The sequence below is a fragment of the Methylocystis sp. genome (assembly GCF_050251305.1).
Taxonomy (GTDB): Bacteria; Pseudomonadota; Alphaproteobacteria; order Rhizobiales; family Beijerinckiaceae; genus Methylocystis.
Genome location: NZ_JBFWNB010000072.1, coordinates 1 through 13,067 on the forward strand (window position 1 = coordinate 1; position 13,067 = coordinate 13,067).

General features: G+C 63.6%; 14 protein-coding genes. 7 read left to right on the forward strand and 7 right to left on the reverse strand.

Annotation, left to right across the window (positions count from 1 at the left end; all coding sequences use genetic code 11):
- Positions 1 to 236 precede the first annotated feature (236 nt).
- From ruvA to AB7F41_RS16130, 4 genes are all read right to left on the reverse strand, one after another.
- Positions 237 to 851 carry a Holliday junction branch migration protein RuvA gene (gene ruvA / locus AB7F41_RS16115; RefSeq protein ID WP_428385748.1) on the reverse strand — a complete coding sequence of 205 codons (615 nt, stop codon included), beginning with the start codon at positions 849 to 851 and terminating at the stop codon, positions 237 to 239.
- Positions 848 to 1,351 (reverse strand): crossover junction endodeoxyribonuclease RuvC, encoded by a 504-nt coding sequence (gene ruvC / locus AB7F41_RS16120; protein ID WP_428385750.1) that lies wholly within the window; start codon positions 1,349 to 1,351, stop codon positions 848 to 850. Before ruvC ends, ruvA begins: the two co-directional genes overlap by 4 nt.
- 57 nt (positions 1,352 to 1,408) lie before the next feature.
- The gene (locus tag AB7F41_RS16125; RefSeq protein WP_428385752.1) at positions 1,409 to 2,665 is read right to left on the reverse strand and encodes a dicarboxylate/amino acid:cation symporter; all 1,257 of its coding nucleotides are present in this window, start codon (positions 2,663 to 2,665) and stop codon (positions 1,409 to 1,411) included.
- A 93-nt stretch (positions 2,666 to 2,758) separates the two neighbouring features.
- Positions 2,759 to 3,184 carry an iron-sulfur cluster assembly scaffold protein gene (locus AB7F41_RS16130; protein ID WP_428385754.1) on the reverse strand — a complete coding sequence of 142 codons (426 nt, stop codon included), beginning with the start codon at positions 3,182 to 3,184 and terminating at the stop codon, positions 2,759 to 2,761.
- A gap of 248 nt (positions 3,185 to 3,432) precedes the next feature.
- Between AB7F41_RS16130 and folE the strand changes: the two genes are divergently transcribed.
- The 3 genes from folE (at position 3,433) to AB7F41_RS16145 (ending at position 5,641) form a co-directional block, all read left to right on the forward strand.
- On the forward strand, positions 3,433 to 4,062 hold the full coding sequence (gene folE / locus AB7F41_RS16135; protein WP_428385756.1) for a GTP cyclohydrolase I FolE: 630 nt from the start codon (positions 3,433 to 3,435) through the stop codon (positions 4,060 to 4,062).
- A complete protein-coding gene (gene hisI, locus AB7F41_RS16140; RefSeq protein WP_428385758.1) occupies positions 4,062 to 4,469 on the forward strand; it encodes a phosphoribosyl-AMP cyclohydrolase in 408 nt (135 codons plus the stop codon). Before folE ends, hisI begins: the two co-directional genes overlap by 1 nt.
- Positions 4,470 to 4,642: 173 nt before the next feature.
- Positions 4,643 to 5,641 (forward strand): patatin-like phospholipase family protein, encoded by a 999-nt coding sequence (locus AB7F41_RS16145; protein WP_428385760.1) that lies wholly within the window; start codon positions 4,643 to 4,645, stop codon positions 5,639 to 5,641.
- 135 nt (positions 5,642 to 5,776) lie between these two features.
- On the opposite strand, the gene AB7F41_RS16150 is transcribed toward AB7F41_RS16145, so the two are convergent.
- Together AB7F41_RS16150 and AB7F41_RS16155 are read right to left on the reverse strand one after the other, a co-directional pair.
- Positions 5,777 to 6,208, reverse strand: a complete 432-nt coding sequence (locus AB7F41_RS16150; protein WP_428385762.1) for a CBS domain-containing protein — start codon at positions 6,206 to 6,208, stop codon at positions 5,777 to 5,779.
- Positions 6,209 to 6,261: 53 nt separating this feature from the next.
- Complete coding sequence (locus AB7F41_RS16155) at positions 6,262 to 6,960, reverse strand: rhomboid family intramembrane serine protease (protein ID WP_428385763.1); 699 nt, start codon at positions 6,958 to 6,960, stop codon at positions 6,262 to 6,264.
- A gap of 321 nt (positions 6,961 to 7,281) precedes the next feature.
- Here AB7F41_RS16155 and AB7F41_RS16160 point away from each other — a divergent pair, with 321 nt between their 5' ends.
- From AB7F41_RS16160 to AB7F41_RS16170, 3 genes are all read left to right on the forward strand, one after another.
- Positions 7,282 to 7,851, forward strand: coding sequence for a PAS domain-containing protein (locus AB7F41_RS16160; protein WP_428385765.1), 570 nt, complete (start codon positions 7,282 to 7,284; stop codon positions 7,849 to 7,851).
- Between the two features lie 335 nt (positions 7,852 to 8,186).
- Positions 8,187 to 9,086: an outer membrane protein gene (locus AB7F41_RS16165; RefSeq protein ID WP_428385767.1), complete on the forward strand. Its 900-nt coding sequence runs from the start codon at positions 8,187 to 8,189 to the stop codon at positions 9,084 to 9,086.
- Between the two features lie 232 nt (positions 9,087 to 9,318).
- Positions 9,319 to 10,179, forward strand: coding sequence for an outer membrane protein (locus tag AB7F41_RS16170; RefSeq protein WP_428385769.1), 861 nt, complete (start codon positions 9,319 to 9,321; stop codon positions 10,177 to 10,179).
- Positions 10,180 to 10,902: 723 nt separating this feature from the next.
- On the opposite strand, the gene AB7F41_RS16175 is transcribed toward AB7F41_RS16170, so the two are convergent.
- Positions 10,903 to 12,369 carry a helix-turn-helix domain-containing protein gene (locus tag AB7F41_RS16175; protein ID WP_428385773.1) on the reverse strand — a complete coding sequence of 489 codons (1,467 nt, stop codon included), beginning with the start codon at positions 12,367 to 12,369 and terminating at the stop codon, positions 10,903 to 10,905.
- Positions 12,370 to 12,541: 172 nt separating this feature from the next.
- Here AB7F41_RS16175 and AB7F41_RS16180 point away from each other — a divergent pair.
- Positions 12,542 to 13,067 (forward strand): ATP-dependent metallopeptidase FtsH/Yme1/Tma family protein (locus AB7F41_RS16180; RefSeq protein WP_428385775.1); only part of this gene is annotated, 526 nt, incomplete at its 3' end.

The following is a 13,067-nucleotide window of genomic DNA, read 5'->3' on the forward strand; positions in this document are numbered from 1 at the left end:
GACCCGTCAAACGGTCCGCGGTTTCCCGATCCGTCCCTCGCCGCTGACGAGAGGGCGGCAACCCTCTCCCAGCGGTTCCTTCTCACCGAAGCGGCGCGGAAAGTCATAAGACAAGCAGGTTCCGAAAAAGTTGCCAGACTTTTTCGATGAGAACCTGCTCCAACGTCTTTATTTTGAGCGAATCCTTATCGATCACATTATTCCATATGATCGGGAAGCGCTCTAAGCGCCGCCGCTCAGCGCGCGAGTTCGCGCAAGCCCTGGCGGATCAGCGTGCTGGCGTCGGCGCTCTCGCCGAGCTGCTTGACGCTTTCGGCCACCGCCGCCGCCGCCTGCGGGCGGCCGTAGCCGAGATTGACGAGCGCCGAAATCGCGTCGCGCGCCGCGGACAGCGGGCCATCGGGCTCTTCGCCGGACAGTCGCGCAATGGCAGGATCGACCGCGCCGAAGGCGGGCGCCTTGTCTTTCAGCTCCGCGACGATGCGCGCCGCGAGCTTCGGCCCGACGCCCGGCGCGCGGGCCACCGCGGTCTTGTCCTGCATGGCGATGGCGGAGGCGAGATCGCTTGCGGAAAGGATCGACAGGATGGCCAGCGCCACTTTGGCGCCGACGCCCTGCACGGTCTGCAAAAGCCGGAACCAGTCGCGCTCGCTTTCGGTCGCGAAGCCGAAGAGCCGGATCGAATCTTCGCGCACCTGCGTCTCGATGGCGAGCGCGGACGCCTCGCCGACGCGCGGCAGCTTTTGCAGCGTTCGCGTCGAACAATGCACGACATAGCCGACGCCGTTGACGTCGAGAATCACGAAGTCCTCGCCATAGGCGTCGACGAGCCCTTTGAGCTTGCCGATCATGCCGACGCCCGCAGTCGCGCGCCGCGATGCTGCGCATGGCAGATCGCCACCGCGAGAGCGTCGGCGGCGTCGGCGCTCGTCGCGGCGCTCGCCGGCAGCAGCACCCGCACCATCATCTGCACCTGCGCCTTGTCGGCGTGGCCTGCGCCCACGACGGTCTTCTTCACGAGATTGGCGGCGTATTCGGCGATGACGAGGCCGGCGAGCGCGGGGGCGGTCAGCGCCACGCCGCGCGCCTGTCCGAGCTTCAAGGCCGATTGCGGATCACGATTGACGAAGGTCTCTTCGATCGCCGCTTCCTGGGGCGCGTGGTCGGCGATGACGCGCGTCAGCCCTTCGTGCAATTGGCGGAGCCGCGCGCCCATGTTGAGCGTCGAATCCGAGCGGACGCGCCCGCAGGCGACGAAGGAAAGCCGCGAGCCTTGCACCTCGATGACGCCCCAGCCGGTATTGCGGAGGCCGGGATCGATTCCGAGGATGCGAATCGGGGCAGGGGTCATGACGCCAGCGTAGGCGGAAAGGCGTTTCCGGGCGAGCTTTTGCAGCGTCCTGACGTCTCAGGGCGGCGGCGTCTCCTGCTGCTCGCGCGTCTTGCCGTCCAGCAGACAGCTGACCGTCACGTCGCCCATGACGTTGATGGCTGTCCGGCAGCGATCCAGGAACCAGTCGACGGTGAAAAGCATGGCGATGTAGTCGGTCGGCAGCGCCACGGCTTTGAAGACCAGGGTCATGGTCACCAAACCCGCTTCCGGGATGCCGGCCGCGCCGACGGATGCGATGATGGACGTCACGACGACGATGAACTGCTGGCCCAGCGTCAAATGCATGCCGAGCAATTGCGCAACGAACAACGCCGACATGGCTTCATAGAGCGCCGTGCCGTCATTGTTGAAATTTGCGCCAACAAGCGCGCCCATGCTGGCGGACTGTTCGCGCAGCCCGACCTTGTCGCGCAGGCGCGCATAGGTCACCGGCATCGTGGCGGTGGAGCTGCCGGTCGAAAACGCCATCACCAGCGCATCGCGGACTCCTCGCAGCACGTAGAGCGGCGGCGCCCAAGAACCGAGTCGCACGCGAATGAGGTAGTAGGCGGCTTGCAACGCCAGCGCCACGAGCACGGCGAGGACAAAGCCCCCGAGGGCGATAAAATCGCTAAAGCCCTTCACGCCGACGATGCTGGCGACGATGCCGAACACCGCCAGCGGCACAAGTTCGATGATCCAGTGCAGAATCGCAATCAGGCTGGTCAGCGCCACATGGACGAGGTCTTCGACGGTGCGCACCTCGTGATGGCGCACGCCTCTCAGGGCCACGCCGAGCGCCACCGCAATGAAGATGACGCCCATCACCGTGCCATTGTCGGAAAAGGGCCCGGCGACGCTCTTTGGAACATTGTCCAGGAATTGGGAGAGGGGATCGGCGGCCGCCGCGGCTTCGACGGGATGGTGCGCCGGCGCCGCCTTCCACCAGGAACCGGGTTGCAGGACATTGGCGACAAGGAGTCCGACGCCGATCGCCACCAGCGTGTTCGTGACGAGCAGCGTGACCAGCCGCAGCGCCTGCTGGCCGCCAAGATGCGCGCGCATCAGCGCCTGCATGATCGCCAGGAGAATCAGCGGCGGCGCGAGCGCCCCGAGGATCCGCAACACAAGTTTGGCCGGCGTCTCGAGCGCCGCCGCCTGATCGCCGAGCGCGACGCCGACGGCGAGGCCCAGCGCCACGGCTCCCAAGATGCGCAGATACAGCGGCGTATCGCGCCACCAGGCGAGGACGATCTCCAGGCTGGTCGTCCGTTCCGCATGTTGTGAGGTCAACTGGAACGACCCTCGTCTAGACGCAGGACTGGTTTACCGAGCGTGTCTCGGAGGCGATGGAACCAGAGCTTGTCCTGCCTTTTTGGCTTCGGATCAAGCCTCGGCCTTCGTCACCGCGTCCGCCACCGCGTCAAAGGCCAGCAAGGTCGAGCCGTGGCGGGCCTTGTAGTCGCGCACCGGCTCCAGCACGGCGAGGTCGGCCCATTTGCCGGTCGGCGGCGGACCGTTCTCCTTCAGCATTTTTCGTAAGGCGTCGCGCGCCTCGCGCAGCTCCTGCGGCGTCGAGCCGACGATATTGCGCGCCATGATCGAGGCCGACGCCTGGCCGAGCGCGCAGGCTTTCAACTCATGCGCGTAGTCGGCCACCTTCCCGTCGCGCAGCTTCAGATCGACGGTGATCGTCGAGCCGCAGAGCTTGGAATAGGCGGAGGCCGTCGCGTCCGGCTGCGGTAGCCGGCCGATGCGCGGAATATTTCCGGCAAGTTCCAGAATGCGTTGATTGTATATGTTGTTGAGCATCGCCGCCGGCGCTTTTCAAGCCAAGGCCTTACCATCGCCTCGGTAAAACTCTATATAGGATTTTGCGCGCCTTCGCGAAAGCCGGACGCGCCGGGGCCGTCATCGGTCCCTGATGAGTCTCGAATTTTCGCGTAATCTCGAACCATCCGGAGACAGCGACGATTTGAGGGACCGCCTCGCGCCGAGCGCGGGGCATTCGATGCGCTGCGCCCATAACGGCGCGCGACTGACGCTTTTGGAGGCGCCACATGGACGACGTGGTTAAGACCTTTCCCTTTTCTTCGCTCGAGACGGTTCGAACTCTGGAACGCCCCTCCCGCGACGAGGCCGAAGCGGCCGTGCGCACCTTGCTGCGCTGGGCGGGCGACGATCCGGACCGCGAGGGGCTGCGCGATACGCCGCGCCGCGTGGTCAAGGCCTATGAAGAGTTCTTCAGCGGCTATCGGGAGAGCGCCGACGAAGTTCTGTCGAAGGTTTTCGAGGAAGTCGAAGGCTACGACGATCTCGTCCTGGTGCGCGACATTCCGTTTACCTCCCACTGCGAGCACCACGTCGTGCCCTTCATAGGCAAGGCGCATATCGCCTATTATCCGAACGGCGGCGTGGTCGGCCTGTCGAAGCTGGCGCGGCTCGTCGAGGTCTTCGCCCGCCGGCTGCAGACGCAGGAGGCGATGACGTCGCAGATTGCGTCGGCGATCGACGAAGCGCTGGCGCCCCGCGGGGTCGCCGTGATGGTCGAGGCGGAACATATGTGCATGTCGATGCGCGGCGTGATGAAGCAGGGCTCGTCCACGGTGACGATGCAGTTTTCCGGCGTGTTCCGCGACGATCCGGCCGAGCAGGCGCATTTCTACACGCTGCTGCGCGGAGCGCGGTGATGGCGCAGCTTGCCAAAGCGCCTGCTTCCAAGGCGGATGTGGAGGAGGGGGTCGTCTTCGCGCCGAAGTTCGACGCGAACGGCCTGATCGTCTGCATCGCCACGGAAGCCGCGACCCGCGACGTGTTGATGGTCGCCTATATGAACGAAATCGCGCTCGAGAAGACGATTGAAACGGGCTTCGCCCATTATTGGTCGCGATCCCGCCGCGAGCTGTGGCGCAAGGGCGAAACGTCCGGCCAGACGCAAAGGGTTCTGTCGCTGCGCGTCGACTGCGACCAGGATGCGCTGCTGCTGGAAGTGGAAGTGGGAGGCGACGGCAAAGCCTGTCATACGGGAAGAAAATCCTGCTTTTACCGGGCGCTCGACGGCCGCGGCGCCCTGGTCTTCTCCGCTGACGGCGCATAGGCGCGTCGGTTGGCGGAAAAGTTAACCTGGAGGCGACTTTCGAGGCGCAGGGTGTTCTCCGCCGTATCTCCCGCTAATTCAGCCACGGAGACAGTCGAGCAGGAAAGGCCGCGATGTTGTCGCTACGCTCACGGACCCTCCAGACCCAAGACGACGCCGACGCGGGTAGCCCGATGACGGACGAACCCCAAGCTCCTCCGACAACTCTCGTGCGCCAGGCGGACACGGAGGCCAAGCTGCAGAGGCGCGGACAGCCGACGATCGGCTTGGCGCTCGGCGCTGGCGCGGCGCGCGGCTGGTCGCACATCGGCGTGCTGCGCGAACTCGCGGCGCACGACATCAAGCCCGATGTGATCGCGGGAACGTCCATCGGCGCGGTCATCGCCGGATGCTACGCCGCCGGCAAGCTCGATCAGATCGAAGCCTTTGCTCGGTCGCTGACCAAGCGGCGCGTCTTCACGCTCATGGATCTCTCATTTTCCGGCGCGAGCCTGATCACCGGCGAGCGGCTGCGGTCCGCGCTGGATAAGGAACTCGAAAACATCGAGATCGAGGATCTTTCGATACCCTTCGCGGCTGTGGCGACCCAGGTTGGCACCGGGCACGAAGTCTGGCTGCAACACGGCAATCTGTCGCTGGCGATCCGCGCGTCCTACGCGCTGCCCGGCATTTTCGAGCCGGTGCGGATCGGCGACCGCTGGCTGTTCGACGGCGCGCTCGTCAATCCGGTGCCGGTCACCGTCTGCAGAGCGCTCGGCGCCGAATATGTGATCGCCGTGAATGTCACCGCCGACACGATGTATCGTGCGCGCGTCATCCGCGACGATCCCGCGGCGCTGAAGCGGGCCGCGGAGGCCGGACCTTTTGGCGATAAGGGCGACGTGTCCTTCGCCGACAGGTTTCTCCCCCGCTATTTCGATCGCAAGCCTGGCGACGCGCCGAACGTCGCCACCGCCATGATTGACGCTTTCAACATCATTCAGGATCGCATTCTGCGTTCGCGGTTGGCGGGCGACCCGCCTGACGCGACCATCACCGCGCGCATGGAGGAAGTCGGCATGTTCGACTTCCACAGGGCGGATCAGCTGATCAATGTCGGACGGGAAGCGGCCAAGCGCGCTCTGCCGAATATTTTCGCCCACATCCCGCTGGCGGCCGACGCGGCTCAATAGCGATTTGCGAATCGCTTCGGTCTCCGTCGCCGACGCGCCTGCGCGCTGGCGTCGCCATTCAGCGGACCGCGTCGTCGCACGCGACGCCGTGAAGGCGGCGCGCCCGCCCGCCACACAATCGCCTGCGCGCGATCGTCACGCCTGGGCGATGTATTCCCGCATGGACCGATGCTCGTCTTCGATGACGCGGATGCGGTATTTGACGACGTCGCCGATGGACACCAGTCCGACGAGGCAGGTTTCCCGGACCACGGGAATGTGCCGACGCCGCTCGACGGTCATCACGCGCATCGTGTTCTCGACGGCGTCCTCCTCTCGGGCCGGCGCCGGCGCCGGCTGCATATACGCCGATAGGGGCTGTTTCATCGCCTCGGGCCCGTCCAGCGCCACCGCTGAAACAATATCGCGCTCGGCGATCAAGCCGATCAGGCGGCCGCTGTCGTCCAAAATGACGAGAGCGCCGATCCTTTCGCGCATCATCAGCTGAGCCGCCTGTTGAAGCGGCGTATCGGGGCTCGCAGTCACCACCTCTCTTCCTTTTTCTGCGAGAATGTTCGCGATCGTCATCTGGCCCTCCTTTTCGCTTTCCGTCTGACCTCCCTCGCCAGCGAAAAACGTTATTACGAATTCACAGCGTGCCGGCCCGCGCGATCGAAGACGCCGAAAAAGAGCAGGCCGAACAAAAAACCACCAACATGAGCTTCCCACGCGATCGCGCTGGAAACGCCGACCGCCTGCGGAAATGCGCCGAGAAGCACGTTCACCGCTAACCATGCGACGAGAAAAAACATCGCCTGTCGGTTCAGCCGTAGCTGCGACAGCGAAGTGAAATTCGATCCCCCGTCATAAGGCGAGCTGCGTCTCCTGTCCGCCAGTCGCGCGCCTGGCGTAAATGCGAAACGCACAATCGCCCCCATTGTTCCTGAGATTGCGCCTGATGCGCCGACGACAGGCGCAATTTCGTCAGGGTGCAGCGCAAGAAAGAAGAGGGCGCCTGCGAAAGCGCTTGCGGCAAGAAACAGCACATAGCGCAGCGATCCGAATCGGCGCTCGACCGGCGTTCCAAATGCGGCGAGCGCCAGCACGTTCACGATGAGATGCGTCCAATCGCCGTGCAAGAAAAAGTAGGTCAGCATCGTGGCGAATTCGGCGCCGCCCTCGAGCGTCACGCGCGCGGGGATGAAGGCGAATGTCACCAACAACCAGTTCGAGAATTCGGGGGGGCCGTAAGCGACCACAAACTGGATCGTCGCCAATATGACGATCAGCGTCTTGGTCGCCGCCGGAAGGTTGAATATCGGCTCTCGCCTTGCGGGCACGTCCACTCCTGTCCGCTTCGCTGGGCAAGCGCCAGCCGAAGCCTAATCTAGCGCGACTCGTCTCGGCGAGCGTCCCAATTTGAGGCGATCGGCCGCGAACCGCAAAACCGGCCTGCGATCGCCATAATTGAAAGCTTTGATGCCGGAAAGCATAGCTCCTTGGCGGAACAGACTTTTCGGATCGGCGCGGCCTTCCTCGCCTTCGCTCATTTCCGCAACTGCGGAAATGGCACGACTGCTGCTCGCTGAGATGAAGTGGCGCAACTCTGAGGGGAGTCGTGCCAATCCTGGGCGGGGGCGCATGAGCGTCGGACGAGTTTGATGAGACTGCGAGTCACGAGAAATCTCTACGAATATTGGGATGGTTTGAAGGGGGAGCGGTCAGCGCCGGATCGGGCGGAGATCGATCCGCTCGCGATTCGTCACATCCTGGCGGACACATTCATCATTGAAGCGGACGCCGATCGCCCCTTTCCGCTCCGCCTTTGCGGCGCGCGAATCAACGCGCTTTGGCTCAAGGAGCAGAAGGGACATCATTTCCTCAGCTGGTGGACCGGCCGGCATCAGGAGGAGATCGCCGAGGCGATTCGCAAAGTCATCAACGACGGAATTCCGATCGTGGCCTATGCTCAGGCCGGGGCCGAGGAGGAGAACGCGGCGGAATTCGAGCTGCTGCTTCTGCCTTTGCGCCATTTCGGCAAAAGCCATTCGCGCGTGCTGGGGTCGCTTGCCGCAGTTCGGCCGCTGCCATGGCTGGGGATATGTCCCGTTGGGCCGCTCGACCTGCTCGCGACGCGGGCGGCGAATGAAAACGACGCCGCGAAAACGTCGAAGGACGGTTGGCGCCGCCGTCGGACGGCGGGTCGGGCGTCCTTGGCGGTTCGCGCCTAAACCTAGGACCTCATACCGCTTTTTACGCTTTTTTCGCATCGCGGCATGGCCTGACGCGCTGCAGTGGGCTGGCGCGCCTTGCGTCTCGGCAAAACTTGCGGCGTCGCGCGCGCGTCGAAACACATCCCGCGGTTTGATCCGGCGTTGTCTCGCCCCCTGTGGCGCCCGTGCAACACCCGCAGGGATTCCGTCCGAGCGTCTGCGAAAACCGGGGCTTTTGCGTTGACTGTGCATGGCCTCGACTGGTTGAGTGCACTGCATGGCGAGCAATCGCTGAAAGCTTCAAGAAGGCAGTTCGGGCGAAGGTTTTCCGCCTCCAAGCAACGAGGATACTGATGAAAAAAGCTCTTTCCGTCGCCGCTCTTGCGGTCGCGCTGACGGGCTCGGCTTTGGCGGCCGATCTTCCCAGCTACAAGGCTCCTCCGCCGCCCCCGCTGCCGCCGCCGCCGCTGTGGACCGGTTTCTACGTCGGTCTGAACGCTGGCGGCACCTGGGGCAACAGCAACAATATCTACGTCTCCTCGTTTCCGATCTTCCGGACGCCGGGACTCGGTCCGGTTCTCTTCTCGAACGCCGCGGCGCTTGGCGGAACGGGCGTTTTCAGCTCGAACTCCGGCGGCTTCATCGGCGGCGGTCAGGTCGGCTACAACTGGCAGTTCTACAACGGCAAGGTGCTTGCCGGCGTCGAGGCTGACATCCAGGGCATCGCCTACAGCAACAACAACCGGAACTACGTCTCTGCGGTTCCCGTCTTCGGTCCGTTCAGCGTCGTCAGCGCCATGTCGGCGCGTAAGAGCCTCGATTACCTGGGCACCGTTCGTGGTCGTCTCGGCTGGCTGTTTACGCCCACGTTGCTCGTCTACGGCACCGGCGGTCTCGCCTATGGCGGCGTCAACCTGAACGTTGCGGGCTTCCAGGGCGTCACCCCTGATTTCGCGCCCTTCGCGACGGTCGGCTTCCCCGGCGGCTCGTTCTCCGACACGCGCGTCGGTTATACCGTCGGCGGCGGTCTTGAATGGATGTTCATGCCGCAATGGAGCGCCAAGGTCGAATATCTCTATTACGACCTCGGTTCTGTGCGCACCTCGGGCGGCCTGACGACGAGAACCTTCGCCGGCAACCTGCTGTGGGCGAATGCGACCGAAGTGAGCGCCCGGTTCAATGGCAACATTGTCCGCGCTGGCGTGAACTATCACTTCAACTGGGGCGCTCCCCCGATCGTCGCGAAATACTGAGCGCTCCTGAGTTCTTGAGAATCAGAAGCCCGGCCGATCGGCCGGGCTTTTTCGTTGAGAACTGCGGGTGTGGCCTCAGCGCCACAGCGGATCTGATTCCGGCCGAACGCCGCCGAAAGTCGATGCTTTCAAATTGACCCTGGCGTGGTCTTGGCTGTTGATTGATGACGAGGCGATCGCGGCGAAAAGTCTACGCAGTGAGTGATTTTATCGCCTCTAACAGGAGGCTTGGGTGAAAAGAATTTTTTCTGTCGCTGCTTTGCTCGCCATCTTCGCGGGCTCGGCTTTTGCCGCCGATCTTCCCAGCTACAAGGCGCCTCCGCCGCCCCCGCTGCCGCCCCCGCCGCTGTGGACAGGTTTCTACATCGGTCTCAACGCTGGCGGCACTTGGGCGAGCAATAGCTCAACGCAGATCGCTACTGTTCCAGTGCTGCCTGTGCCGGCGGCGGCTTTGCTCGCGGGGCTGGCTTCCGGTTCAATGTCGGGCGGCAATAGCAGCGGATTCATCGGCGGCGGCCAGATCGGCTACAACTGGCAATTCTTCAATGGCGCGGCGCTCGCCGGCGTGGAAGCGGATATCCAGGGGATCGCTCAGTCCAATAACAACAGCAATTTTGCAACCGGAGGGATCATTGGCGTCACGCCGGTTCTTACAAACTTCTCGCTGACGAGACGCCTCGATTACATCGGCACCGTTCGCGGTCGCGTCGGCTGGCTCTTCACGCCAACGCTGCTTCTTTATGGCACCGGCGGTCTGGCCTATGGCGGCGTGACGTCGTCAACCTCCATCTTCCAGGCTGGCATCACAAACGGATTTCTGGGCCTTGGCTCCTCGTCCTTTTCGGATACGCGCGTCGGCTGGACCGCCGGCGGCGGTCTTGAATGGATGTTCATGCCGCATTGGAGCGCCAAGGTCGAATATCTCTACTACGACCTCGGCAACGTCTATAATACCGGCGTTCTCACGTCGAACGCCGTTCCATCGCTTTATGCGGCGTTTCAGCAAAATACTCGGTTCAACGGCAACATCGTTCGCGCCGGCGTGAACTATCATTTCAACTGGGGCGCGGCGCCCGTCGTCGCCAAATACTGAGCGCTCCTGATCTCGACCGATTCGAAGAGCCCGGCCATCTGGCCGGGCTTTTCTATTGTAGCCGCCGCCCGCCAGCTTGATGGCGCCGAAACCCCCGCGGCCTTTCATTCGCCGAAAGTTCAAAGGGAACGCCGATCGCGCGGCCGAGCGCCGATGAGCATTTGATCGACACGGCGTATCCCCGACTGAGCGAAGCGGGTCGATTCTTTAGGCTGTGCGAGTGATGGTTGTGGGAGCGATCGCGCCGCGCATGCCGTGGTCGGAAAATCGAATGCGCCTCGCACTTGAAATAAATTCATCACGCCAAGCCGATGTTCTTCTTGGCGCGTCAAAGCTCAGATTGCGCTCTGGGAAAAACGCGCGTCTGGCTCGCCGCTGGGCGGCGAGCGACGCGTTCCTCGCGTCTGCGTTAGGTCAGGCGTTGACGAATGCGGTGATCGCAAGCGTGATGGCCGCGGCGGCGGCGAAAATCGAGAGAATCGCTGAGATGGCGTTCATGGCGTTGTCTCCTGTCCCTGCTCAATGGCGGCCATTTGGCCGCACCTGCATCAGGCGCGACAAATTAGCGCATCGACTTTGAGAAATGCCAAGTGGGAAAAGCTATTGCGGCGCACCCTGGGCGCCGGTCCGGCTTGATCGGCCAACGTCGGGAAAAGTTGGAAATCCCGGCATCATCAATGACTCGTCAGTCACGCTTCAGGCGCAGTTGCGCCGCAATGACGATTAGTCCGTCAATGACATAAGCTTTGCTTTGAGCTCGCCGATTTCGATTTCCGCCTGCACCTGATTGCTGACGTCATATTGCACGCCGAGGAAATACAAGAGTCGGCCGTCCGCGTCGAAAAGCGGCGTGATGTTGAGTTTGTTGTGAAAGAGCGCGCCGTCCTTGCGGTAATTGCGCAGCGTGACTTCGACCTGCTGACGGTCGCGGATTGCCTGGCGCAGCCGCAGTCGTCCCTCCTGGTCGCGATCGTCGGCCTGCAGAAACCGGCAGTTGCGCCCGATGATCTCGTCGAACTGATAGCCGGTGATCTGCATGAAGGGACGATTGGCGTAAACGACGGGCAAGTCTTCGAGGTCCGGATCGGCGAGCGTCACGCCGTTGACGCAGGCGTCGAAGATCGTGGTCAGCATTTTTGGAATGATTTCCGCGTCTTTACGCAGCGCAAAAACTTCGCCCTTGTTCTGGCTTCGGGCGCGCGCCCACACGCGATAGGCGCTCGGCGCCATCCCGGCGAAACGCCGGAAGGCGCGGCGAAAGCTGCCTTCGTCGGCGAAGCCGGCGCTCATGGCGAGCTCCTTGACGGGCTTGGCGCTGGTTTCGAGCAGCATGCGCGCCGTCTCGACCCGTATCCGATCGATGAAGGTTTTCGGCGACTCTCCCGAAGCCTGCTTGAGCTTGCGATGCAGCGTCCTCTCCGACGTCGAAAGAGCGCGCGCCAGCTCTTGGGCGCTCATCGACGAATCGGCTTGCCGGACGGCTCGCTCAGCTTCGGAGAGAAACGCGTCCGCCCCTTCGGTCACCGTCCTTGCGCCACAGGCGGCGGGGCCGCGCGGCGCGCCTTTGACGAGCGCCGCTTCGCCGACGGTGAAATCCGCCGCGATCCGCGCCGCATCGATGCCGCATAGCGCGCGAATGACATGCAGAGCGACGTCGATCCACGAGAGCGGGCCCGCGGCGGTAACCACGCGGCGGTCCTCGATCAGTCGCGCGCCCCAGGCGGCGTCGATTCGCGCATAGCGCTGCTTCAGCTCCTCGTGATGCCACCAGCTCGTCGTGCAGCGGCGGCCGTCGAGGAGGCCCGCCTCGCCAAGAAGAAACACGCCCGAGCCGCAGCCGGCGATCAGCGCGCCGCGCGAATGATGGCGCCGCAGCCATGCGGCGGCCGCCCCGAAGCGGGACATGTCCGGAGGCTTGCCGTCCTCGTCGGGCGCGAAGCTGGGAACGATGATGGCGTCGCAGGTGGCGATGGCGTCGAAGGAGGCGGCCACGGGAAAGCGCGCGCCCGAGCGGTCGCGGATCGACTCGCCGTCCGCGCTCACGGCGACGGCGTAGAAGGGCTCCTCGGCGCGCTCTGCGGGCGCGGCGGCGCGGACGATCGCGCGCCCCGCAAGCGTCAGGAGATCGGTCAGTCCAAGGAAAGCCGAACCCAAGCAGTCATTTAGGCCGGCAATGACAATTTTACGCATCCGCCTCTGCTTTTGGCGAATTATGAAGCCTGTTTGGCTATTGCGCCATCCTGACCTAGATTACTTCTAATCTCATCCTGCGCTAGTCGGAGGCGTTTTGGTCTCCGGCGGAGAATGCATACATGTTGGCGAGAACGCCCGGCCCGCCGCGGCTCTCGTCATGGAGGTGAAAATGAAGGCGAATTGGAAGAAATATTTGCCTTGGGTCGTCTTCGTCGCCGTCGGCGCGTTGCTTTTCGGTCTCTTCCAGCACCAGCAGACCCGCACGCCGGCGCGCGAGATCACCTTCAGCGAACTGCTGGTGCAGATCGATGAAGGCCGCATCCACGACGTGACGATCTCCGGCAACGAGGTTTCCGGGCACTTCAACGACAACCGCTCCTTCACGACCTACGCCCCGAATGATCCGGGTCTCGTGCAGAAGCTCGAGTCGAAGAAGGTTCAGATCAGCGCCAAGCCGGCGAATGACAGTCCCGGCTGGCTGTCGACCCTGCTCGTCAACGGACTGCCGCTGCTGCTGTTCATCGCCGTATGGATCTATATGGCGCGGCAGATGCAGGGCGGGGCGGGCGGCCGCGCGATGGGCTTCGGCAAGTCGAAGGCGAAGCTGCTGACGGAGACGCAGGGGCGCGTCACCTTCGAGGACGTCGCCGGCGTCGACGAGGCCAAGGAGGATCTGCAGGAGATCGTCGAATTCC